The organism is Rhodocytophaga aerolata (genome assembly GCF_030503435.1).
In the GTDB taxonomy this organism is placed as follows: domain Bacteria; phylum Bacteroidota; class Bacteroidia; order Cytophagales; family 172606-1; genus Rhodocytophaga; species Rhodocytophaga aerolata.
The window spans coordinates 124,042-148,333 of the sequence record NZ_JAUKPO010000007.1 but is presented as its reverse complement, the minus strand read 5'-3'; the positions used below and the strand labels follow the sequence as shown (position 1 = coordinate 148,333).

The following is a 24,292-nucleotide window of genomic DNA, read 5'->3' as shown; positions in this document are numbered from 1 at the left end:
TTGGCAAACCCAACTGGTTACGGCTATTTTATTAGGTAGGAATACCCAGGTGGCTTTTTATGTATGTAAGAAAATATTGACAGAAACCCTCTTTAAAATCGCAGATTTCTATTTCAGATTATTATATACAAGCGATAATAATGGCTGTTTGGCTGAATGGACTGTGTACTGGTATATTGTAAAACTATTCCGGCAATACTCCAACCGGTTAGGTAGGCCAGTAAACTTTTTGTCCTTATTCATATATACACAAGATGATCAATACCCATACCAGTATTACTATTCAGCACAAAGACAATCGCATAGAGAGCTATAATACAAAAGGTCAGCTAATACACATTATTGAAAGTAAAGAAATACCCAGTAAAATAGCTATACACCGCTGGTTTGGCTCGGTTACAAATGAAGAGATAAAAGAAATTCTGGATGGACCGCTCTATACATTTCTGGAGCAGCATAAGCTGAACAAAATATTGGCAGATATTTCAAAAATGAACAGCTATTTTGATGGGGTGAACCGTTGGCTGGCAGAATACTACATCCCTAAGCTGCTGAAAATAGGCACTAAATACAATGCTTACCTGCTTTCGGAGGAATTTTATTCATACCTGGCGGATGATCTGGATGCTCCTATTGAAGGCGCATTTGTTACACATATGTTTGGCTCTGAAGATAATGCCCTTACATGGCTTAAATCTATTCATTAACAGTGGCCGATCAGCCAGACATACAAAAGGCACTGAAAATTCAGTGCCTTTTGTGTTTAGTTGTTTTAGATTAATATCCCTCATTTTGGGCAAATTCTTCAGGATTCGTTACTCTATCTAACTGGTCTTGTGGAATGGGACGCAACAGATGGAATGGTTGAATATTAGAGGCAGCATCCGGATTATGGAGCTTCACTCTGTCTACTAAGGTTCCGGTACGTTTCAAATCGAACCAGCGAACCATTTCACCTAATAACTCACGTGTTCTTTCTTGCAGAATAAAGTCAAGTGTTACTTGATCAGCAGTAATGGTCATGGCATCCTCCTTACCTGGTAAGGCAGCCCGGCGGCGAACAATATTTATTTGTTCGGCTGCTTTTTCCAGGTTGCCTAGTTTGAAGTTAGCCTCTGCTGCAATCAGGTATGTTTCTGCCAGACGGGCAACAAAGAAATCACGGGAACCTGGCTCTTGTGCTAAGGTAAGACGGCTAGGATCTATAAACTTGTTCAACGAAGGAAAATACCGGCCATTACTTCGCTGTGCTACCAGAGAAGGGTTAAATACCTTATAATTCTTTGTAGCTCTTACAGCATCTGACATTTCGAAGGTAGGTACATATAATGCTGTATCACCTATTTTCATTCCAGGAGCCAGATTATTTGGATTGTTAGCATACCATACAGTTTTAAAGGTACCATGGTATCTGGAATCATTTTCCAAATCGAAAGATTTTAATGTATACTGTGTTGGCTTAAACCGTTTGAATGGGCGGCCATTGGCTATATCCCGCATCATTCCCGGATGGCCGGCATCATATTCCATAATAAAATATAAGTGCCCGCTATTGCCGCTATTAAAAGCTCCGCCAGCCGGATTACCTGTGGTATTGGTGTTGGTTAATGGGTCCGTTGTATATTGTACAGCCCACACAACTTCAGGGTTTGTTTGATTATCCATAGCCCATAAGTCTATGAACCGGGGTATCAAGCTAAGATAGCTGTAATTAGTTAATACACTTTCTGCCAATGCAGCGGCTCTGGAAAAATCATCTGGCTTGGCTGCTTCCGGAAGATAACCTCTGGTAAGCAATACTTTTGCCAGCATATGCTCGGCAGCCGGTTTATAGGCACGGCCCCATTCGGCAGGTTTAGTGGCAGGCAGGTTAGCAACAGCAAATTCTAAATCTTCTACTATTACGTCGTATATCTGACTTACCGGGGTGCGGTTTGCTGTTGTAATAACCGTAGTAGTTTCTTCCAGAGTTAAGTGAACTGGGCCGTACATTTGCACTAATAAAAAATAATAGTGCGCCCGTAGGAATCTGGCTTCTGCTACCCGAATCGTTTTCAAGGCTTCCGGCATTTCTACCGTAGGAGCCCTGGTAACTACAGCATTAGTTGTGTTGATACCCTGATAAAGTTGGTTCCATGCTTCACGGAAATAGGTGGAAGCCGGACCACTGATCATAGAGGGAGTTTCATAATCATTTACTGGCTTAAAATCTCCATCTGCCCCTTTCGTAAACTCATCGGTACCAAAAACAGTAAGGGTAAATCCCCGCTGAGAACCATACCAGCTGCGGAGCGGCTCATAAGAAGCTTTCACACCATCTTCCAACCCTGCAGGTGTATTGTAATAATCGGCCGTAATCCCTGATATAATTTTTTCTTCTAATATATTTTTGCATGACTGACTTATTAAAGCCATCATACAGAGTAATACTATTTTCTTCATATCCTTTACTTAAAAGAGGTTAATCAAAATCTAACATTTAAACCAAGCAATACAATTCTGACACTAGGAGTATCGGCACCTATTTCAGCTGTACGTTCTACTCCATTTTCAGGCGTTCTTACACGTTCTGGATCAATACCTTTGGCAAACTTACTGAATATGAAAGGGTTCTGCGCACTTGCATATATTCTAAGCGATTGCATCTTCATTTTTTCAGCTAGCGCAGAGGGGAAATTATAGCCTAGTGTAATGTTTCTTACTTTTACAAAAGAGCCATCGAAATAAGACATGGTTGTATTATACTTCGGACGTTCCTGGTTAAATATTGGCCGGGGATAGGCATTTGTTGGATTGGTAGGTGTCCAGTAATCAACATCCAAGTTGTTATAACGGCCAAATAACAGGTTATAATTATCATGGAATGCACTCCGGATCATATATTTTTGGCGCGTAAAGACGAAGAAGGATAAATCAAAGCCTTTGAACTCAACGCGGTTAGTGATACCGCCGCTCCATTTTGGCACATCTGAACCCAAAATTACACGGTCCTGATCGTTGATTTTACCATCTGCATTTACATCGCGAACTTTAATCTGGCCTATTTCATCACTATAGATCTTTGCCTGATCTTCTTCCCCTTGTTGCCAAATACCTATTTTTTCCAGATCCCAGAACACGGTAAGTGGTTTACCAATGAACCAGCGGTTACCCGGATCATCTTCTTTGCCACCGTATAGTTCTACAATTTGCTCTTTGTTGGCAAATACGTTCAAATCTGTAGTCCATTTGAAGCCATTAGGTAGATCTAGATTAATGGTAGATAAGCTAAATTCGATACCTTTATTGCGGGTAGCTCCTACGTTAGCCAGTACGCTTCCATATCCGCCAGACCAAGGCAATTGTCTTTGCATTAACAGGTCGGTTGTATTCTGTTCATAGAACTCAACTGAACCTGATATTCTATAATCGAATAAACCATAGTCCAAGCCAATGTTAAGCGTTTTGGTAGTTTCCCAGCGTAAGTCTGGATTTACTAAAGCACCTGGGCGGAAGCCAAAGGCACCAGTATTACCGAAGGCATATACTGACCGTGTTAATGAACCTTGGGTTTGATAAGGATTTATCCCCGTATTTCCGGTAGCACCATAACTGGCTCTAAGTTTTAGGTTACTTAGGAAGTTAAGATTCTGCATAAAGTTTTCCTGATGGATATTCCAGGCCACAGCCGCAGACGGGAAAAAGCCATACTTTTTAGTGTCGCCGAATAAGCCAACTTCTCCCGCAAAACGAGAAGAACCATCTATACGGCCTGTTAGCGTAAGGTTATATTTTTCCTTGAAGCTATAGTTTAGGCGTCCCATATAGGAAAGAATGCCCCATTCTGTTAAGTTACTGCCTACTCCTTCTACTACAGCAGCAGAACCTATATTATAATATTGCTGATATTCGTAAGGTAATCCGCTTACGCTGGCATCCAGGAATTCATCGCGTTGCTTTTGGATACTAAACAATCCTGTAGCATCAATTGTATGAACGGCATTAAAGGTTTTGTTGTATTTAAGAATATTTTCTAACGTATAGGAGAAGGTATTCCAGTACCGCTGCCGTGCTGTAGGTGATCCTCCTTGTCTGGAGTTAGTTAAGCTTGCATTGAATATACCATTCCGGCGGTTTTGGTTATCCGGGCCAAAATTTACACGGAAGCTTAATCCATCCAATATTTTGTATTCCCCATATATACTAGAGAAAACCCTTACACGGCGGTTTTCGTCGACTACCGCACCCGGAATAATTTCATGCAGAGGATTCGTACGTGCGCCATCGGTAGTAGGCCTGAAAAGAAGCCTTCCATTGTCGTCATAGGGTACGCCAAGTGGATTTTCCTGTAATGCGCCGGGCCAAGGATTGGGACCCCAGTTTTGTATGTTTAATGATGCTAAGGTAGAGGTACCTACTTTCAAGCGATCGCTAAAGCTGTGGTCGAGGTTAATACGAATAGTATTACGGGTAAAATCCTGACCGGGCGTTATTCCTTTCTCATAAAAATGATTGGCCGTAACGGCAAACTGTGTTTTCTCTGAACCGCCTGTAACTCCTATCTGATGGCTCTGCTGCGTACCTTGCCTTTCTATTAAATCCCAGTAATCTGTGTTTCTGCCTTCTTGAATAGATTTTAATTCGACGGCATCAAATAAAGCCTCATCCGTTGTATAGGCATTACGTGCCCTGCGCGACTCACGTTTATACTCTGCAAATTCGGCAGCATTAAACACATCAACTTTACCAATAGAATTAACCAGACCAAAATATCCATCATATGAAATAGTAGCTTTGCCGGAGGTACCCCTTCTGGTAGTAATAATTACTACGCCATTGGCACCTCTGGAACCATAAATAGCAGTGGCCGAAGCATCTTTCAATATTTCCATAGATTCAATATCGTTGGGGTTAATATCGTTAATGCCTCCGGCTAAAGGAATTCCATCTACTACATACAGCGGTTCATTCCCTGCACTGAAAGAGCGGCGGCCCCTTACCCGTACGGATACGCCTTGTCCTGGTCTACCTCCTTCAGCCATTACGTCTATGCCCGGAGCGCGGCCTTGCAGTGCTTGCTGAGCGTTGGCTATTGGCAACTCAGAGATCTCCTTGGAAGAAACGGAGGAAATAGCACCTGTTAACTGACTCTTCTTCTGGGTACCATATCCTACTACCACTACTTCGCTCAATGATTTAATATCGGCTACCATAGCAATATCTATAGTTGTGCGGCCATTAATGGGCACCTCTTCCGTAGTATAGCCGATATAAGAGAATACCAGAGTACCAGTTGCTTCTGGTACAGAAAGTGTATAATTCCCATTGCCATCGGTAGTGGTACCGTTGGTAGAACCTTTCAGCAGCACATTTACTCCTGGCAAACCTGATTTATCCTCCTGGGCGGTTACTCTTCCTGTAATGGTTACCGCCATATTTCTATTCCGGAAATCATCCTGGCTTGTTTTCAAAATAATGCCTTCATATACATCCATACCTCTTTGTCCGGAAGCATCGGCATATAAGGGAGAAGCATAATTTCTGGTGATTTCATTCAACTGTACTTTGCCATTGTTTGTCGCCACAATGATGTACATATTGTTTTTTACCTTCTCAAATTTAAGATCCAGCGGCTTCAACAAGTTTTTAAGAGATTCTTCCAACCCTTGAGAAGAAGGTTGATTGGAGGGCACAAACTTGTTGTTGATTACTTCGCTTTCGTAGATAAAGTAGACCGAATGTTTAGTTTCCAGTTCGGTAAGTACAGCTTTTAGCGCCTTATCGCTTACTTTCTTTCCATCTTCTTGCAAAGGTGGACTTACAGTGTGCAGCGAAGCCAGACTCTGGCCGAATGCCATCTGGCTACTTAAGCAAACTATGAGCAAAAGCCACAGCTTACCTGTACGATGAGTAGTTGTTCGCATAATTAATAAAGGTTTGGGTTAATAAATTTAGATGCATTCATTTTCAATTAGATTTTATCACTATCTGATTTTTTTCTTTTCGAATATCCAGATCAAATACTTTAGACAACGTGAGCAACAATACATCTAGGTTATCGCTGGGTATGGTGCCGGTCAGCTTACGTTGGGTAAGCTCTTTATCTGCGAAAAGCACGTGGTAACCATAAGTAAATTCTATGCGTTCGGCCAATTCCCGGATAGAGGTTTCCTCAAATACCATTTTTTTATGTTTCCAGGAGGAATACATCTGGGGGTTGACCATTTTTTTAATTATTTCTTGCCGGGTATTACAGAATTTAAGCATTTCGCCAGGCTGCATAAACATATCTGTCGTATCTGCTTTCTGGCGTACTTTTATCTTTCCCTCATCCAGCACTACCTGAGTCGACTTTTTTCTGTTCGATATAGTAAACTGGGTACCCAGCACTTCCACATCCAGCTTATCGGTGTGTACAATAAATTTGATTTGCCTTGTATCTTCGGCTTTGGTAATCGAGAAGTACGCCTCCCCGGCAAGCCACACTTCTCGGTTATCGTGTTCATCCCATTTTTCCTTGTACTTCAATTGGGTGTTTCCATTCAATATTACCTGCGAACCGTCGGGCAATACCAGATCTTTTGTTTCGCCGAAGCGGGTTGCATAGGCTATGTACTTTTCAGCCAGCCACACATATTCTATTAAAACATAACTAATACACATACCTGCAAACACTGCGGCCACCGCGTACCACTTTTTAACTCTGCTGCCGGAAACAGGCCTATGTCTGCTAACAGGCTGCTTTCTTGCCTGTAGGGTTTGTTGTAATGTTGCCCAGGCTTCTGAAACTTCCTGCGGCGGTACATCAGGCTCTTCCGGAGAAAGACTTAGAATGATATTTCTGACATTGTGTACTACCCTGTTTTTTTCCGGATACTTAGCCAACCACTGCTCCCAGTAAGCTATATCTACCGGGTTAGCTTGCTTTACCCAATTGTGGAAAGACTCGTTCAGTAATAACTCCTCCTCACTAAAATCTTGGAAGTGGTCCATCTATACAGATTAAGTATTATAAAATGTCAGAATATTTATAGTATCATATTCATATAAGCATGCACTTTTTATTTTGTACTTACTACCTCCCATAATTTTTATAGTACTTATATAAAGTATACCTGATGGAAACTTCCTATGGACCATCTTTAACTGGACGAGTGACAGGCTTGGAGAGAAAGAACAAGAGCTGTAAGGTTGAGCCGAAAATTGCGCTGCTCGGTTGTGGAATAACAAATAGTTTTGCCTGGTAATTGACCTGAAGACTGGTTACTATTTTCGATAATTACCACTAACAAATTGCAACTAACTATCCGGTAGATGGGTCCTACCTGCAGTTAAATCAATTTAAAATCATTAATCCGCTGTTGGTATCCATTATCCAGTTAAATACATTATTTTCCTTTTCAATGAAACATTATTTTACCATTGTTTGCCTGTGTATGCTGTTTTCTGTTTCCCAGGCACAAACCAAGTACACCATTAGCGGTTTTGTGCGGGAAAAAGGCAGTAGCGAACAACTCATTGGTGTAAATGTGTACCTGCCTGGCACTACTATCGGCACTACTACCAATACCTATGGTTTTTACTCCATCACACTGCCAGCTAGCGACACCTTAACGCTGGTATTTTCTTATGTGGGCTATTTGCCAGAGATAAAAAGGCTTAAACTAGCCCAACAACTAGAGCTGAATATTGATCTTCTGCCGGAAGCCCTGTTACAGGAAGTAGAGGTGATAGCTAAACGCCAAGAAAAAGTCAGTGAAACACCACAAATGAGCACAATTGAGGTGCCAGTGTCCCAGATTAAAACTATACCGGCTTTGCTTGGAGAAAAAGATGTGCTAAAAGTACTGCAACTGATGCCCGGTGTACAAAAAGGCAGCGAAGGGAACAGTGGTATTTATGTACGTGGCGGCGGGCCTGATCAGAACCTGATTATTCTGGATGATGCGGTGGTGTACAATGCCTATCATTTGTTTGGCTTTTTCTCTTTATTCAACGGAGATGCCCTAAAAAGTGTAGAACTCACCAAAGGCGGTTTTCCGGCCAGATACGGGGGCAGGCTCTCCTCAGTCATTGAAATGAATATGAAAGAAGGGAACAAAGAGAAATTGCATGGCGAAGGCGGAATTGGGCTTATTTCTTCGCGGCTTACCCTGGAAGGCCCCCTGAAAAAAGGCAAATCTTCTTTTCTGATCTCTGGCCGCAGAACCTATGCCGATGCATTAATTCGTCCATTGATGCCAAAAGAGGAAAGAGGTGGCTATTATTTTTACGACCTGAACACCAAAGTAAATTATGACTTTGGCCGCAAAAACAAACTCTATCTAAGTGGCTACTTCGGCCAGGACCGCTTCTTCTACGTGGATAAATATGATGGCAATAACGACAAAACCGGCTTTAACTGGGGAAATGCTACTGGTACGCTTCGCTGGAACCACTTGTTTACAAATAAATTGTTTGCCAATACCTCTTTTATATTCAGTAACTATAAATTTAATATTTACTCCCGCGAGAAAAACAAAGACGGCTCACAATATAACCTGGATTACTTCTCTGGCATCCGCGACTTTGGAATAAAATATGACATAGATTTTTTCCCTAACCCGCAACATGCAATAAAAATGGGAATCCTGAGTACTCACCACCGCTTCACCCCAAGTGCTTTGGTATTAAAAGATACAGATATAGCCGAATTTAGACGGGAGGTAGATAATATAGATGTGGTGGAGTCAGGCATATATGTGGAAGATTTGTATAAGCCACTGCCGCAAGTACGCATTAATGCAGGGTTCCGCTTGAGTCATTTTGCCGCTAAGAATAAGCAATATATACGGCCTGAGCCAAGAATTTCTGCGTCTTACAGCCTGCGGGAAGATCTTTCAGCCAAAGCCTCCTATGCCCGCATGAACCAGTATGTACACTTGATCTCTAACACTGGCATTGGCCTGCCAACAGATTTGTGGGTGCCTACTACCGCCCGTATAGCGCCGCAGCAGTCGCAACAGATAGCCATAGGCATTGCCAAAGATTTCTCAGATAAAGGTATTACCCTTACAACAGAGGCTTATTACAAAAAATCAGATAACATTTTAGGTTATAAAGAAGGAGCCAGTTTTCTACTGATTGAAGATGGCCCCGAGGGAGCTAACCAGGTAAGCTGGGAAGACAATGTAACTGCCGGGCAAGCATGGTCATATGGCCTGGAATTTTTGGTACAGAAAAAAGTAGGCCGCTTCTCTGGCTGGGTGGGCTATACCCTTTCCTGGACCCAGTTGCAATTCGATTCCTTGAACTTTGGTAAAAAGTACTACGCCCGCTACGACCGCCGCCACGATATATCCCTGGTAGGTATTTACGAACTAAGCCCTAAAATTACCCTTTCTGGTACCTGGGTATATGGAACGGGCAATGCTATTACCCTGCCTATTGGCGAATACTTTGCCAAACCTCATCAGCCCGGTGGGCAATCCGGGTCTTTTTACATGAGTTCTGTTAATGATTACGGCCCAAAAAACAGCTTCCGCATGGCAGCCTACCACCGCCTGGATATTGGCATACAATTTCACAAAAAGAAAAAGTGGGGCGAACGTACCTGGGAAATCAGTTTGTATAATGCCTACAGCCGCAAAAATCCATTCTTCTATTATATAGATAGCCGTTATGATAATAATACCCAGACAGAAACGCGGTTTTTAAAACAGATTACTTTATTCCCCATAATTCCTTCATTCAGCTATTCTTTTAAATTTTAAGAAATGAACAAACGGATTCTATTTATATTCACTTTTAGTCTGTTAATAGGTTTTTCAGCCTGCGAAAAAGAAGTAACGAACATTAAACTACCACAGGCCTCCTCCAAACTAGTAGTTACCTCATTTATATCCCCTCAAGATACGTTACTGCGGGTTTCGGTAGTAGAGTCTATACCGGCCATTGGAAAAAGTACACTTTCCAGCAATGATATCCGCAATGCCACCGTCACTATGTCTGACGGGGATAGGTCTGTTACATTTACTTACCACGATACTGACCATGCCTATGTAGCTGATGCGGAAGAGTTGCCAATCATTCAAGGCAATAAGTATACGTTGGAAGTAAATGATACAAAAGGCCGCAAAGCAGCGGCTACTTGTACAGTGCCTATTAATCAGCCCATTGGTGTAGAGATGGTTATTGATTCTGCTAAAAGTGATTATGCCGACTTTATGCAATACTACATGATGCTTAACTGGCAGGATACACCGGGCGAGATAAATTATTACCGCATATTTGCAGAGATTGCTACAACGCAGGGCAGCCACTCTCCTTTTTCTCAGCGGGTATATTTTGAAGGTTCTAGTAATGATATACAGCTATTTACAGATAACCGGTTAGATGGTGCAAAATTTTCATCTTCCAGAGGTTCTATCTGGAAACCTTCCTACAATCCTGATTATCCTACTGCTAACACTTTGTTTGGCTATTTATTAAATACTGACGAGCATTATTACCGCTATCATCAATCGTTGAATAACAATTACCACACAGATGGCAATCCATTTGCTGAGCCGGTATTGTTATACTCAAATATGAATGGAGGATTAGGAGTTTTTGCTTCCTACAACCGGAATACAGTCTCCATGCCGCTTAAGTAATAATACGCCGGATGGTTGAAATACCTCACAGGTTTTAAAAACCTGTGAGGTATTTTTTGTGTTGAATAGCTTTGTAAACCTTACCCTTTATATTATCACCACATGCAGCCATCCAGAGAATCACCTATAGCTTCCTTACAACAACTCCAACAACAAGCCTGGGCCATTTTACAAACCGACAGCCAGAAGCCAGGCGATGTTTTTTATACAGGCACCTTAGGTACGCAATCGGGCAGCGGCGTTAGCCTACGGACAGTAGTTGTGCGGGAAGTTAATGCGCTTGAAAAAACAATTAGTTGTTATTCAGATAAAAGAGCCTCTAAAATTCAGGAGATAGAAACTAATTCATCGGTGAGTTTTCTTTTTTGGGACAGCGAACGCAAGATTCAACTCCGCTTATCCGGTACAGCTACTATTCACACAACTGATATACTGGCAGAAGGACACTGGCAACAAACAAGCCCAAGTAACCGGCGGAGTTACCTGGCTATTCCTGCTCCGGGCTCCTTCCAATCAGAACCTACTTCCGGCTTACCAGAGGGCCTGGACACCAGAGAACCTACCCAGGAAGAAAGTGAACAAGGCAGATTCAATTTTGCTGTTATTGTTACCCGTATTCAACAGATGGACTGGCTGCACTTAGCTAAAAGCGGCCATCGCCGGGCTATGTTCCGGTATGAGGCCGGAGAACTAGCCGAAGCCAGCTGGGTCATCCCCTAATGTTAAATTTTTTGAGCTTATTTTTTTGAGAATGAACTACCTACCAAAGCAGAAACTTTTTTAGGAAAAAATACCGTTTTCCCCTACCCCAAAATTTGATACCTTTACTTACATCTTCACTTTAAAATCCGCTTGAAGTGAAACCTCTTAGTTATTATTCATTGTTCATTACTCACTACTAGACTACTTACTATGCCGACATTCAGCCACTTGCATTGCCATACCCAGTTCTCTCTGCTGGACGGTGCAGCCAATATCAGCGACATGATGAAAAAAGCACAAGCCGATGGGATGCCAGCCGTTGCACTAACTGATCATGGCAACATGTTTGGGGCTTTTAAGTTTGTAGCCGAAGCTAATAAATACAATGTAAAACCCATTGTCGGCTGTGAGTTCTATTTAGTGGAAGACCGGCACAAAAAAACGTTCAACAAAGAATCTAAAGATAACCGCCATCATCAGCTGTTGTTGGCTAAAGATCAGAATGGCTATAAAAATCTGGCTAAACTTTGCTCATTGGGCTACATTGAAGGCATGTACAGCAAATGGCCCCGGATTGATAAAGAAATATTGCTGAAATATAAAGAAGGTCTGATTGCTACTACCTGTTGTATTGGTGCCGAAGTGCCACAAGCTATACTAAATCAGGGTGAAGAAGAAGCTGAAAAATTATTTCAGTGGTGGTTAGATCTTTTTGGCAACGATTACTATGTGGAGTTGCAACGGCACAAAATGGAGCAGCAGGAAAAGGTAAATGCCGTATTGCTCAAGTTTGCCAAGAAGTACAATGTAAAAATCATTTGCTCGAACGATTCGCACTACCTCAACCAGGACGATTACAATGCGCATGACATCTTATTGTGTGTAAATACAGGTGAACTGCAAAGCAAACCTGTTTGGAAAGGAGATGGCTTTGGCGGAAGAGAATACCGGTTTGGCTTTCCCAATGACCAGTTTTATTTTAAAAAGACGGAAGAGATGGCCAAGCTCTTTCATGATTTGCCGCAAGCCCTGGATAATACAAATGAGATAGTAGACAAAATAACTCCCCCGAAGCTGAAAAGAGATATTTTGCTACCCAATTTTCCTCTGCCTCCGCAATTTGCCACAGCCGACGATTATTTATACTACCTCACATTTGAAGGAGCCAAAAAACGCTACAATGGCTTACCGCTGACGCATGAGGATACCAGTGGTCTAAGCTTACCCACCGAAGTAACCGAACGCCTGGAACATGAGTTGCGCATTATTAAAACCATGGGCTTTGCTGGCTACTTCCTCATTGTGCAGGATTTTATTGCAGCCGGTAGAAAACTAGGTGTAGCCGTTGGCCCGGGCCGTGGGTCGGCAGCAGGTTCAGCCGTAGCTTATTGCATTGGTATTACCAACATAGATCCGATTAAATATAGCTTGCTATTCGAACGTTTCCTGAATCCGGAACGGGTAAGCATGCCCGATATTGATATTGACTTCGATGACCAGGGCCGCCAGCAAGTAATAGATTATGTGGTAGATAAATACGGCAAAAATCAGGTAGCCCAAATTGTAACGTTTGGTACCATGGCTGCAAAGTCTTCCATAAAAGACGTAGCCCGCGTACTGGATTTACCTTTGCCTCAATCCAACAAATTAGCCAACCTGGTACCAACCGTGGTAGGCATGACCTTGCCCAAAGCATTTTCCGAAGTACCAGAATTACAGGAACTACGTAACTCAAAAGATATTAATGGCGATGTATTACAACTGGCTGAAAAACTGGAAGGCTCGGTACGGAACACTGGTATACATGCTGCCGGGGTAATTATTGCGCCAGACGATTTAACAGATTACATTCCGGTATTTACTTCCAAAGATTCTGAACTTTTCGTTACCCAGTTCGATGGAAAGCACATAGAAGATGCGGGCATGTTGAAAATGGACTTTCTGGGGCTAAAAACCCTCACCATCATCAAAGATGCCCTGGCTATGATCAAGAAGAACCATGGAGTTGATATAGATATTGACGCCATCCCCATGGACGACCCCAAAACGTTCGAATTATACCAGCGAGGCGATACGGTAGGCACGTTCCAGTTCGAGTCCGAGGGTATGCGAATGTACCTGAAAGACCTAAGGCCCACGAATATTGAAGATTTAATTGCCATGAACGCCTTGTACCGTCCGGGTCCGATGCAATTCATTCCCAACTTCATCAACCGGAAACATGGGAAAGAAGAAGTAATTTACCCGCATGACCTGCTGGAGCCTATTCTGAATTATACTTATGGTATTATGGTGTACCAGGAGCAAATTATGCAGACAGCCCAGATTCTGGCAGGTTATACCTTAGGCGGAGCCGATTTGCTGCGCCGGGCTATGGGTAAGAAGGATAAGGAGAAGATGGCCAAAGAACGGGTAAAATTTGTGAAAGGGGCCAAAGAAATACACAGTATTCCGGAGAAGAAAGCCGAAGAAGTATTCGACGTAATGGAGAAGTTTGCTGAGTACGGCTTCAACCGTTCTCACTCGGCCGCTTACTCAGTGGTAGCCTACCAAACGGCTTTCCTAAAAGCCAACTACCCTGCAGAATATATGGCCTCTGTGCTTACGCACTGGATGGGCAATATTGAAAAAATTACTTTCTTCATGGATGAGTGCCGGAAGCAGAATATACCTGTGTTAGGCCCGGATGTAAACGAATCAGCCCGTTTCTTTAACGTAAATAAAGAAGGTAAAATCCGCTTTGGCTTAGGTGCCATTAAAGGAACAGGTGATGCAGCCGTAGATAACATAATTGAAGAGCGTGCGAAAGAAGGGCCTTTTAAAGATATTTTTGATTTCGCCCGCCGGGTAAATTTACGTGCTGTTAACAAACGGACATTCGAAAGTCTGGCGTATTCAGGAGCTTTCGACGGGTTTTCAACCATTCACCGGGCACAGTACTTTTTTGAAGCAGATGGCGCCAACCTGATAGAGAAAGTTATTAAATATGGTAACAGCTACTTACAAGCCAAAGGTGCTACCCAGCAATCCTTATTTAGCATTGGTGGAAATGTAGATGTGCCTACGCCCCGCATCCCGGTAACAGACCCCTGGAGTGAGATTGAAAAACTCAAGTACGAAAAAGAAGTAGTAGGTTTCTATATTTCCGGCCATCCACTGGACCAGTTTAAGCTGGAGATTGATAATTTCTGCAGCGACACAATTGACAATATAGAAAACTACAAGAACAAAGAAGTATGTATTGCCGGCATTGTAACTAAAAATGTGGTACGGCAAGGCCGGAATGGAAATCCTTTCGCCTTATTCTCTATTGAAGACTACAACGGTTCTCTGGATATGGCTTTATTTGGAGAAGATTATGTAAACCTTTCTAAATATATTACGGTAGGGCAGTTTGTGTATATCAAAGGCAAAGTACAACTGCGTTATGGTACTAATGACCAATGGGAGGTAAAGCCAATGCAAATTCAGTTATTGGGCGAACTTCGTAAAAAACTCTGCAAAGGGCTGCATGTAAATCTGGACCTGGCCAGGGTTAACCATAAAGTGGTGGAAGAACTAGCCAGAATTGCTCAGTCTCATACTGGCGATTGTTATTTGAAAGTAGTGCTGCATGACACAGAAGATAAAATGCAGATAGAAACAGTAGCCCGCAAATTTAAAATCTTCCCGACCAATGAACTCATCGACCAGCTATCATCCCTGGAAGGCTTATCATATAAGTTGATCTGGTAAGGAACTTATTTACACAAAAAAAAATTATCCAGTCAAGCAGTAAAAGAGTTGGATAATCAAACACATAACTAATGTAACACTACCTGACTCCTGACACCTTAAAACAAAAATACTAACAATTAAAAGAAAAGATCATGGGAAAAGCAATCGAAATTACCGATGCCAATTTTGAACAAATGATAGCCGGTGACAAACCTGTACTTGTAGATTTCTGGGCTGACTGGTGCGCACCTTGTAAGATGATAGGCCCGATTGTAGAAGAATTGGCTGGAGATTATGAAGGAAAAGCAATAATAGGCAAACTGGATGTACAGGAAAACTCACAAGTACCAATGAAATTTGGCATACGCAATATTCCTACCTTGCTGATTTTTAAAAACGGTCAACTCGTAGATAAGCAAGTAGGGGTTGTTCCCAAAAATGTACTTGCCCAGAAGCTGAACAATGCTATTGTTGCAGAAAAAGTATAAAGTAACTCTCCCCTATTTTTTAAACCTGCCCATTTCCCTGTGGCAGGTTTTTTATTTTACAAGCCCTGGGAACAAACAGCTACTTTCGTAAGGTAATGGTAGATTTATGGCAGATTCCGCCCAAGGGAGGATTAAATTTAGAAATCTGTACTTCTACCCATTCTAGTTCAGGATATATTTCGTAGGTGCGGTCGATTATCCGGTAAGCAATGTTTTCTAATAAGCGGGAAGGGGTTAGCATCTCGTGGCGGACAATGTCATATAATTCCTCGTAATTAACAGTTCCCTGCAGATCGTCGGTAGAGGCTGCCTCCGTTATATCCAGGCTTACGGTAATGTCTACACTGTACTTATTGCCTATTTTGCGTTCTTCCTCATAGAACCCATGATAGGCAAAAAATTCCATACCTTCTAAAGCAACAGTTCCCATCAGTTATTTCAATACTTACAAACTTTGGCTAGTTGGCAATAATGTTGGTTTACTAAAACTATCCGATCAGCTGCCTATTTCGTCAAAAAACGAACCTCCACCAGGTTGCTTAGGCTCTGCTGCTTGAGTTTGTGGTGTATGCTCGGGTTCTGAGGGGGTCGATTTGGCAGATGGATTGTAGGAAACCGTAGATTCGTTCTCGGGAGTTACGTACTTAGGCGGTTCACTACGCTGCTCCAAGAATGATTTTACTTCATTTACTTTGGAATCAAAAGAAATGCGGCTGCTTTTGGCCTCTATGCGGTTCACCTTCTCGGATATATCACTAACGATACTTCTTAGCTCTACAATCAAATTATCTTTCTGGCTTTCGATAATGCGCACATCCTTTTCCATGGCTTTTAACTCGGCTATGGTTTCCTGTAAGGCTTGTTTTGCTTTTCCATCGGCCTCTTGCACCATATATTGTGCTTTGCTTCGGGCTTCACGCAAGATGCTGTCTGCCTTTACCTGTGCTTCCCGTATTTGCATTTCCGCCGATTTGTTGGCTTGCTCTATTAAATGCGTACCTGTATCTTCCGCGGTTTTAAGAGTTCTATAGAGGGTAGTTTCTACTTCACGCAGTTTCTTTACTTCTTTTTCAGCTATCTCCAGTTTTATTCTATATTCTTTATTTTCATCTATTATCCGCTCCCACTCCTGCGACAAAGACAACAGAAATCCATCTACTTCCTCTTTATCGTACCCACGGAATACTTTTTCAAAACTTTTTTGCCTTATCTCTATCGGTGTTACTTTCATATGTATAATGTTTATTTTTAATGGACATATAGAGTGCCCATTTCATCTCAATTTGTTGGTTTAAAGTTTCAAAAGTCCGCAGTCTCAGGTTCTGGCATGAAGACAACTCCCTACAGACTCATAACTTATTTATATTTTTTGTACTGTAAAGTACATATTATTAGAGATATTTTAAAATTAACCGTTATATTTTACTGGTCAAAATGCAATTTCCACACAGAAATGGAGCGGTCGTCACTACAAGCTACAATCTGGTTATGAAAATTGGTCCATTGCAGTTTATTAATAGAGGTTCCATGTCCGGCATGCCGGGCCCGGTCTATCACCTTCAGCAACTTAAAGCTTTCCGCATCCCATACTTTAATAGATTTATCCATACTACACGATAGAAAACATTCCCCGGAAGGGCTATATACTAAATGGTTAATCGCATACATATGAGCCACAATGGACTGGTGCAATGAGTAGTCGGCCGTATGCCAGACCTTCAGATGGGCATCCCGGCTGCCACTTAGCAGGTATTGATAGTCTGGTGAGTAGGTTAGAGCAAACACAGAGTTTGTATGTGCATCAATTGTATAGGTAAGTTTGTAAGTAGAGAGGTCGAAAACCCTGATCTGATGATCGCTGTAACCGACAGCTATTTCTCCCTTTACAGGGTTAATTGCTATACAGCGGGCACTATTGCCGGAAACTTTTATTTGTTTTTTTATACCAACTGTTTGTACATCTACAACTGTAAGCGTACCATCGCCTGCAGCTACCCATATATCTTGCTTCCAGCTTTTAATGTCAAATATGGCTGCATCTGTAATTTTAATTGATTTAACCTCTTTTTTTGTATGTAAATCAATAATGTGAAGGCCATCGAAGTTTTGTCCGATCCAGAGTTGATGTAATTCCGGCAAAAAATGCAAGGCATATACAGACGCTGCTATACGGGCTATCAGCTCACCCTGGTCTGGGCTTTGTAGGTTCCAACTAACCACCATGCCATCTCCGGCAGCTGAGTAAAATATGTAAGGTAATGGGCCCTGCTCTATGGTATACACAGAGTCACGGTGCCCAGTAAAAGAAGCAATTTTTTCTACCGTTACTTTTTTTGTTATATTCATTCGCGGTGTTAGCTGGTAAAGTAAACAAAAATAGAGATAAATTTGAACAGATGTATTTTCTGAGAGAAAATGACATCTGGTATATTCCATTTCCTTTAGAAATTACACATATATTATGCCTTTGTCCCAACTGACTGTTATAAATGAAGATTGCATATGGGGTTTATGGGAAATTACAGAATCTGCAGAGGCACTAACTACTCAACTGCCACCTAACATCCATGACATACATTATTTAGCCAGTGTTACTCACGAAGGCAAAAAGGCTGAATCGTTAGCCGTACGGGTTTTAGCCATGCATATGTTACAAGAATGGCATTGTGCATATTGGGGTATTATCAAAGATGAACACGACAAACCTTATCTGGCCGAATTACCTATTCATATATCTATTAGCCATACAAGCCACTATGCGGCAGTAATCATGCATAAGCATCAAGAAGTTGGTATAGATATTGAGTTTATCAAAGGGAAACTGTTAAGAGTAGCTCATAAATTTTTGAATGAACAAGAATACCAGGATGCTGGAGATGACTTACAGAAGTTGGGTATCTATTGGAGTGCCAAAGAGGTGCTATACAAGAAATACGGCCGGAGACAACTTTCTTTAAAAGAAGAAATCAGCATTTCTCCATTCAAGGTGAGCACTTTTGGCACAATTAGAGGCACTGTAGAAAAAAATGGCTATTCCATTCAGAATGAAATTATATATATGATAATTGACAATTTGATTATATCTTTCAGTTTTGAGTAGGTCACTTTTGAACAACACCTAATAAAAATAGCCTGCTAAAAAATATGTTTAAGGAGAAAACTTTGCCTTATATGGAACAACATAGTCGCTGAAAAAATACACATATGAAAATACTTTCATTGTTTTTTGTTACTCTTTTTAGTTTATATAGCTCTGATGCCGAGCCCAATTTGCAGACTGGAAACAAAATTGAGAACTTTACTTTAACTAATACAATCACTAATCGCCCGGTTTCCTTAACTGATTTTGCCAGCGAAAAAGGGGTTGTTATTGTTTTTACCAGTAACTACTGTCCGTATTCAAAACTCTACGAGGATAGAATAATTACTCTTGCCAATCAGTTTAATGCCCAGGGAATAAAATTTTTGATGGTAAACTCCAATACCTCCGCTGATAATATTGACGACACGGTAGAAGAAATGACCAGGTACGCACGGGAGAAAAACTGGCAAATTCCTTACCTGGCTGATAAAGAGCATACCCTAAGTAACCGGCTGGGAGCCACCAAAACACCTGAAGCTTTTGTCTTGCAGAATACCGGAAACGGCGCTTTCATTGTAAAATACAAAGGCGCTATCGACGACAATCCGCAACTACCTAATGCTGCTTCTGCTTTTTACCTGAGAGATGCCATTAATGCCATTGTAAATAAACGCAACCTGGCAGTAGTAGAAAAGCGGGCCACCGGATGCATGATAAAAAAAGAATAATTATATAGTTTGTCTCTTTCCACAATTTACTGTGTCTCTTTTACCGTTTATTTACCAACTATAGGAAGGTATAAACGGCTTATCCCTTCCTTTTTGCATATTTGATTCAATCAAACTAACCTTGCACAAAAGCTTACTAGTGAACAGATATGTATACGATGTATTGATTGCCGGAGGAGGTCCGGCAGGTTGTGCGAGCGCCTTACGACTGGCAAATGCCGGACTGCGGGTAGCCTTGCTGGATAAAGCTTCTTTTCCCAGAGACAAAATATGTGGAGATGCCTTAAGTGTAGATGTGCTTAACCAACTGCCTATACTTTCGCAGACATTGGCTCAACGTATGGAATCGTCTGCTGAAAAAACGCATTCGTATGGGGTACGTATTATCTCTCCCGGAGGCCATCGAATGGATATCCCTTTTATCCATAAGGGCGAAAACCGGTATGGCTACATCTGCCAGCGGACACATTTTGATAATTTGCTTTTTAGCCAGGTAAAACAGAGTGCTAAGATAGATACCTATGAAAACTGCCTGATCCAGAAAGCAGAAAATGCACAAGACAGAGTTATGCTATATTCAAACATAGGCGTGTTTGAAGGACAGATGGTTATCGGCGCAGATGGTGCTCATTCCATAATAGGCAAGCAGCTTGCCCATCTGCAGATGGAACGGCCTCACCATAGTGCAGGACTTCGGCTGTATTATGAAGGGGTAGAACATTTTCATCCGCAAAATTTTATTGAGCTATACTTCTTTCGTGAAATCCTGCCAGGGTATCTGTGGATTTTTCCGCTGCCCGGCAACAAGGCAAATGTAGGCATAGGTATGCTTTCTTCATCTATTGCAGCAAAGAAGTTAAATCTAAAACATATCCTACAGCAATTACTTGATACACATCCGCTGCTAAAAGAACGATTTCAAAAGGCCCGGCCGTTGGAAAGTATAAAAGGATTTGGGCTGCCCTTAGGGTCTAAAAAGCGAGCTATTTCCGGCGAACGGTTTGTGCTCACTGGCGATGCCGCCTCTCTCATAGATCCATTTACCGGTGAGGGCATAGGCAATGCTATCCGAAGTGGCCGGGTAGCGGCAGAGCATTGTATTGCGTGCTTTAAACAGAATACTTTTTCAGCTTCCTTCAACAAGCAATACGATAATGAGATTTACCGGCGTATGTGGAATGAGTTAAGCATAAGCCGTTCTCTCCAAAACCTGTGCAGATACCCATGGTTGTTCAACTTTCTCTTAAAAAAAGCAAGCACCAATGCCTATTTACAGCAATTCTTTACAGATGCACTTGCCGATGTAAACACCAAACGGCTATTAACCCAGCCCAGCTTTTATTACCGGTTGCTATTCAACAAATAATGAATTATAGCAGCTTTATTGTTCCTGAGCTGGAGTTAGGCTTCCTTAGGTAATACAATAACCAATACATTCACAAATATTTTGTATTTATTCATGATTTATTTTTATTTTGATTGCTTATAACTCCAAAACCTATTATGCTCTTCCGATCTTTTTGCATGCAAAAATGCTGTATAGCAGTACTCTTTATGTTGCTAATTCAAAACATGGCACAGGCACAAATATTAAAAGTAAGCCCCAATAAGCGGTATATAGTAAAACAGGACGGCAGTCCTTTCTTTTACCTGGGTGATACAGCTTGGGAGTTGTTTCACCGGCTAAACCGGGAAGAAGCGGACAAATATTTGCAAAACCGGGCAGACAAAGGCTATACAGTCATACAGGCTGTCGTACTCGCAGAACTGGATGGCTTAAACGACCCTAACCCTTATGGACATACCCCACTAAAAAACAACGACCCTACGCAGCCAAACGATGAATATTTTAAACATGTAGACTATATTGTAAATAAAGCTACTGACCTGGGTTTATACATTGGCATGTTACCTACCTGGGGAGACAAAGTTTTTAAAAATACCTGGGGTGCTGGTCCGGAGATTTTTAACCCCCAAAATGCCAAAGCCTACGGTGAATATTTAGGAAAACGGTATGCCAGCAAACCTATTATTTGGATATTGGGCGGCGACCGTAATCCACGCAACGATGCCGATATAGCTATATGGCGGGCAATGGCCGAAGGTATTATCGCTGGTGTGGGAAATAAAGATAATGCGCTCATGACCTATCACCCTCAACCTAAAGAAAAAGGCGGCTCATCTACCTGGTTCCACACCGATGAGTGGCTAGATTTTAATATGTTCCAGACTGGGCACTGCCGCAATAGCAATGTATATGAGAAAATAACTCATGATTATACACTTGCCACGACCAAGCCTACTATGGATGGCGAACCCATTTATGAAGATCACCCGGTTTGTTTTAATGCCAATGATTTAGGCTACTCTGCTGCCTATGATGTGCGCCGGGCAGCATACCTGGATTTATTTGCCGGAGCCCACGGCCACACCTATGGCTGCCACAGTATATGGCAGATGTATGCGCCAAACCGCAAGCCTGTAAATGGCCCCTTAAAACCCTGGTCGGAATCGTTAGACCTCCCCGGTGCTTCTGACATGACGCATGTCCGGGCACTTATGGAATCACGTCCCATACTGGACCGGGTACCAGACCAGGCCATCGTGGCTACTGATACCTATGCTGAAGGAGACCGCATTCAGGCTACCAGAGGCAAAGACTATTTATTTGTATACACCAGCACTGGGCGGCCCTTTACGGTAAACATGGGAAAAATCTCTGGCAAGCAAGTAAAAGGCTTCTGGTATGACCCACGCGAAGGAACGTCTAAAGCCGTAGAAAGCATGGATAATACAGGCAAAAAAGAATTTACTCCACCTTCCAGTGGTCTGGGCAAAGACTGGATACTGATTTTAGACGATGCCACTAAAAATTACAAAGAGCCGCAGAAAATAGTTACTAAGAAAAATACCTAACACAAACATGGCTAATTTACTAATCAAGTAGACAAACCTTTCCCTAAACCCATGCAACCTCTTAACCACTGGGTTACTAAGGCTATACTAGATGCTGGCTACGTAATTGAATAAATAGCCAGCATCTACTATCTAGAGCAACAGTTACCGCCAACTACCCGTATGTGCCTGATAGCAGCTTTACTTAACTACCATACTGCCTAAACCCCATGGAAAAACTTATTTTTACCCCACTGTTGATCAAAAAATCCTATATATACAGCATTGTACTCCTGGCACTCTTATTAAATAGCTGTACACTTTTTCAAACCAAAACACACGATACCACTGGCGATGCCGCCGTACAGTTAACTATTAACTCTTTACACGCGAAACAAGTACAGGAAAAAGGGCTATTAGATTCCGATACTGGCGATGAACTGGCATTGCTATATACCATCAATGCCTATAATAAAGAAGGGCAACTTACTTCTGTTAACAATGGCCTGTGGGGAATTCGCCAGACAAAACAAAATGCCTTAATTTTAGCAGATCAGTTTGATAAAATAGATATTCCTGCATATAGAGACGGAAGGCTGCTAATAGCTGTTTCATTAATAGAGATCGATGATTTCAAAGGCGAACGGAAGATGGACAAAGTAAGGGATTATACTAAATCTGTTCGATTTCCAAAATTGCTCCGGGTATCCGCCTTTGATGAGGATAAAAACCTACCCCCACTGGAACTCATAGACAGATCGTTTAAAATAGCTGGCTATAAATATTTTAAAACCAAGCAAATGGATGTATCTACAAACGACGACCTGGGAGGTACTAAACAAGCATTTGATGCTGCAGAACTTAATAACATCATCAATGGCTCTAAGACTATAAAAGAAACATATGAGATAGACGGGGCCAATGTAAATGAGCCATATCTGTATATTGTCAAATATGGCATTCAGTTAAAGAAAAGTGCCAAGTAAACTTCCCATTATCAGAAAAATACCTTCATCCGCTTATTCCTTATGTAAGTTAGTTCATTAATAAAGTTCATTTACCTCTCTCTCCTGCACTTATCTCTACTTTCTGCACGCTCTGCTGCAGAGGCTGGCTATACCCTGCCTGCCCAAATCTTATTAACAGTCCAATTCTTTTATATTTGATTCGGGCGTTTCACCCAAAATAAGTAAGGGTATCCGCTTGCATAATTTTTTTTCAATGAAGACACCGCTTAACGGCTTAAAAAGCGAAAAGGCTACTTTTATTGTTGTGATTTGTATTATGCTGTTCTCGTTGATTTATATGAGCAGCTATAGCCTGGTAATGAAGAACAAAATAGAGCATTTCCGGCAGGATTTACAGGTTATTACCGGTGAAATGAATGTACTGTTGAAATACCTGCCTGAGAAAGATTCCATGATTCAAAAGCAGAAAGAGAAAATTTTACTCCAGATGCAAGAAGTGGAAGCTGAAATGTCTAAAACCCAAACCTCGGAAGAAGAAAGGAAGAAACTGATACTCAAGCTTTCAGAACTTAAAAACCAGGTAGAGTTACTTAGTCTGGAAGCAAAAACCAAAGCAGATACCATTACTATTATTCAGAAGGCAGAAATTCTACCGGATATCTATTTACCTATAGTTAAGAAAGATACACTGCTACTGGCTAAGGAAGCAGAAATAGCTAAGTTAAAAGCAACTATAGCTGAGCTGGAAGCACGGCACCCTTCAGTGGTTCTGCAAAATAAATTATCCATGTACTATTTAACCATAGTTTCCTCCGATAAAAAATACCGGGCAAGCCGCACAAAAAATCTACGCATAAAATTCCAGTTGAAAGGAGACCCGGCTGACTTACAGGATAAGTATTTGTACCTGGAAGTAAGAGATCCCTCTCACCGCATTATTTCCAGTCCCAGAGATAAGGTACGCATTACTAACCATTTCGTGTCTGAGTACATTTTTACCCCTTCCAAAGATGAATTTGTTAAAGGTAAGTACTCGATAAAAGTCTATTCAGAAGAAGCCCAGTTTCAGTCTGTTTATTTTTTAACATTGAATTAATTA

Annotated in this window: 18 protein-coding genes; 12 read left to right on the top strand and 6 right to left on the bottom strand. The window is 41.7% G+C overall.

The window, feature by feature from the left end:
- The first annotated feature begins 254 nt into the window (after nt 1–254).
- A complete protein-coding gene (locus tag Q0590_RS14340) occupies nt 255–707 on the top strand; it encodes a hypothetical protein (protein ID WP_302038247.1) in 453 nt (150 codons plus the stop codon).
- 70 nt (nt 708–777) lie between these two features.
- Here Q0590_RS14340 and Q0590_RS14335 read toward each other — a convergent pair whose 3' ends face one another.
- Genes Q0590_RS14335 through Q0590_RS14325 form a run of 3 tightly spaced genes read right to left on the bottom strand, consistent with a single transcriptional unit; the run spans nt 778 to nt 6,972 of the window.
- Nucleotides 778–2,442: a RagB/SusD family nutrient uptake outer membrane protein gene (locus tag Q0590_RS14335; RefSeq protein ID WP_302038246.1), complete on the bottom strand. Its 1,665-nt coding sequence runs from the start codon at nt 2,440–2,442 to the stop codon at nt 778–780.
- A gap of 23 nt (nt 2,443–2,465) precedes the next feature.
- Nucleotides 2,466–5,903 (bottom strand): SusC/RagA family TonB-linked outer membrane protein, encoded by a 3,438-nt coding sequence (locus Q0590_RS14330; protein WP_302038245.1) that lies wholly within the window; start codon nt 5,901–5,903, stop codon nt 2,466–2,468.
- Between the two features lie 43 nt (nt 5,904–5,946).
- On the bottom strand, nt 5,947–6,972 hold the full coding sequence (locus Q0590_RS14325; RefSeq protein ID WP_302038244.1) for a FecR family protein: 1,026 nt from the start codon (nt 6,970–6,972) through the stop codon (nt 5,947–5,949).
- A gap of 410 nt (nt 6,973–7,382) precedes the next feature.
- Between Q0590_RS14325 and Q0590_RS14320 the strand changes: the two genes are divergently transcribed.
- The 5 genes from Q0590_RS14320 to trxA all read left to right on the top strand — a co-directional run bounded on the left by Q0590_RS14320 (nt 7,383) and on the right by trxA (nt 15,520).
- Nucleotides 7,383–9,731: a TonB-dependent receptor gene (locus tag Q0590_RS14320; RefSeq protein ID WP_302038243.1), complete on the top strand. Its 2,349-nt coding sequence runs from the start codon at nt 7,383–7,385 to the stop codon at nt 9,729–9,731.
- Between the two features lie 3 nt (nt 9,732–9,734).
- On the top strand, nt 9,735–10,613 hold the full coding sequence (locus Q0590_RS14315) for a DUF4249 domain-containing protein (protein ID WP_302038242.1): 879 nt from the start codon (nt 9,735–9,737) through the stop codon (nt 10,611–10,613).
- A gap of 102 nt (nt 10,614–10,715) precedes the next feature.
- Nucleotides 10,716–11,333, top strand: coding sequence for a PNPOx family protein (locus tag Q0590_RS14310; protein WP_302038241.1), 618 nt, complete (start codon nt 10,716–10,718; stop codon nt 11,331–11,333).
- Nucleotides 11,334–11,525: 192 nt separating this feature from the next.
- Nucleotides 11,526–15,050 carry a DNA polymerase III subunit alpha gene (gene dnaE, locus Q0590_RS14305; protein WP_302038240.1) on the top strand — a complete coding sequence of 1,175 codons (3,525 nt, stop codon included), beginning with the start codon at nt 11,526–11,528 and terminating at the stop codon, nt 15,048–15,050.
- 134 nt (nt 15,051–15,184) lie between these two features.
- Nucleotides 15,185–15,520 carry a thioredoxin gene (trxA, locus tag Q0590_RS14300; protein WP_302038239.1) on the top strand — a complete coding sequence of 112 codons (336 nt, stop codon included), beginning with the start codon at nt 15,185–15,187 and terminating at the stop codon, nt 15,518–15,520.
- A gap of 79 nt (nt 15,521–15,599) precedes the next feature.
- On the opposite strand, the gene folB is transcribed toward trxA, so the two are convergent.
- The 3 genes from folB to Q0590_RS14285 form a co-directional block, all read right to left on the bottom strand.
- On the bottom strand, nt 15,600–15,950 hold the full coding sequence (gene folB / locus Q0590_RS14295) for a dihydroneopterin aldolase (protein ID WP_302038238.1): 351 nt from the start codon (nt 15,948–15,950) through the stop codon (nt 15,600–15,602).
- Nucleotides 15,951–16,016: 66 nt separating this feature from the next.
- Nucleotides 16,017–16,751 carry a DivIVA domain-containing protein gene (locus tag Q0590_RS14290; RefSeq protein WP_302038237.1) on the bottom strand — a complete coding sequence of 245 codons (735 nt, stop codon included), beginning with the start codon at nt 16,749–16,751 and terminating at the stop codon, nt 16,017–16,019.
- 191 nt (nt 16,752–16,942) lie between these two features.
- The gene (locus Q0590_RS14285; RefSeq protein WP_302038236.1) at nt 16,943–17,866 is read right to left on the bottom strand and encodes a WD40 repeat domain-containing protein; all 924 of its coding nucleotides are present in this window, start codon (nt 17,864–17,866) and stop codon (nt 16,943–16,945) included.
- A 115-nt stretch (nt 17,867–17,981) separates the two neighbouring features.
- Between Q0590_RS14285 and Q0590_RS14280 the strand changes: the two genes are divergently transcribed.
- From Q0590_RS14280 to Q0590_RS14255, 6 genes are all read left to right on the top strand, one after another.
- On the top strand, nt 17,982–18,620 hold the full coding sequence (locus Q0590_RS14280; RefSeq protein WP_302038235.1) for a 4'-phosphopantetheinyl transferase family protein: 639 nt from the start codon (nt 17,982–17,984) through the stop codon (nt 18,618–18,620).
- A 104-nt stretch (nt 18,621–18,724) separates the two neighbouring features.
- Entirely contained in the window at nt 18,725–19,330 is a 606-nt protein-coding gene (locus Q0590_RS14275) for a thioredoxin family protein (protein WP_302038234.1), read from the top strand.
- A 139-nt stretch (nt 19,331–19,469) separates the two neighbouring features.
- On the top strand, nt 19,470–20,696 hold the full coding sequence (locus tag Q0590_RS14270) for a geranylgeranyl reductase family protein (RefSeq protein ID WP_302038233.1): 1,227 nt from the start codon (nt 19,470–19,472) through the stop codon (nt 20,694–20,696).
- A gap of 188 nt (nt 20,697–20,884) precedes the next feature.
- Nucleotides 20,885–22,246: a glycoside hydrolase family 140 protein gene (locus Q0590_RS14265; RefSeq protein ID WP_302038232.1), complete on the top strand. Its 1,362-nt coding sequence runs from the start codon at nt 20,885–20,887 to the stop codon at nt 22,244–22,246.
- 209 nt (nt 22,247–22,455) lie between these two features.
- Complete coding sequence (locus Q0590_RS14260) at nt 22,456–23,211, top strand: hypothetical protein (protein ID WP_302038231.1); 756 nt, start codon at nt 22,456–22,458, stop codon at nt 23,209–23,211.
- A 235-nt stretch (nt 23,212–23,446) separates the two neighbouring features.
- Nucleotides 23,447–24,289, top strand: coding sequence for a hypothetical protein (locus tag Q0590_RS14255; RefSeq protein ID WP_302038230.1), 843 nt, complete (start codon nt 23,447–23,449; stop codon nt 24,287–24,289).
- Nucleotides 24,290–24,292: the final 3 nt, after the last annotated feature.

Coding starts and splice junctions, on each gene's coding strand:
- Q0590_RS14280 (WP_302038235.1), top strand. CDS start 17,982: ATGCCTTTGTCCCAACTGACTGTTATAAATGAAGATTGCATATGGGGT.
- folB (WP_302038238.1), bottom strand. CDS start 15,950: ATGGGAACTGTTGCTTTAGAAGGTATGGAATTTTTTGCCTATCATGGG.
- Q0590_RS14310 (WP_302038241.1), top strand. CDS start 10,716: ATGCAGCCATCCAGAGAATCACCTATAGCTTCCTTACAACAACTCCAA.
- Q0590_RS14275 (WP_302038234.1), top strand. CDS start 18,725: ATGAAAATACTTTCATTGTTTTTTGTTACTCTTTTTAGTTTATATAGC.
- trxA (WP_302038239.1), top strand. CDS start 15,185: ATGGGAAAAGCAATCGAAATTACCGATGCCAATTTTGAACAAATGATA.
- Q0590_RS14340 (WP_302038247.1), top strand. CDS start 255: ATGATCAATACCCATACCAGTATTACTATTCAGCACAAAGACAATCGC.
- Q0590_RS14320 (WP_302038243.1), top strand. CDS start 7,383: ATGAAACATTATTTTACCATTGTTTGCCTGTGTATGCTGTTTTCTGTT.
- Q0590_RS14260 (WP_302038231.1), top strand. CDS start 22,456: ATGGAAAAACTTATTTTTACCCCACTGTTGATCAAAAAATCCTATATA.
- Q0590_RS14285 (WP_302038236.1), bottom strand. CDS start 17,866: ATGAATATAACAAAAAAAGTAACGGTAGAAAAAATTGCTTCTTTTACT.
- Q0590_RS14255 (WP_302038230.1), top strand. CDS start 23,447: ATGAAGACACCGCTTAACGGCTTAAAAAGCGAAAAGGCTACTTTTATT.
- Q0590_RS14330 (WP_302038245.1), bottom strand. CDS start 5,903: ATGCGAACAACTACTCATCGTACAGGTAAGCTGTGGCTTTTGCTCATA.
- Q0590_RS14265 (WP_302038232.1), top strand. CDS start 20,885: ATGTTGCTAATTCAAAACATGGCACAGGCACAAATATTAAAAGTAAGC.
- Q0590_RS14335 (WP_302038246.1), bottom strand. CDS start 2,442: ATGAAGAAAATAGTATTACTCTGTATGATGGCTTTAATAAGTCAGTCA.
- Q0590_RS14325 (WP_302038244.1), bottom strand. CDS start 6,972: ATGGACCACTTCCAAGATTTTAGTGAGGAGGAGTTATTACTGAACGAG.
- Q0590_RS14290 (WP_302038237.1), bottom strand. CDS start 16,751: ATGAAAGTAACACCGATAGAGATAAGGCAAAAAAGTTTTGAAAAAGTA.
- Q0590_RS14315 (WP_302038242.1), top strand. CDS start 9,735: ATGAACAAACGGATTCTATTTATATTCACTTTTAGTCTGTTAATAGGT.
- dnaE (WP_302038240.1), top strand. CDS start 11,526: ATGCCGACATTCAGCCACTTGCATTGCCATACCCAGTTCTCTCTGCTG.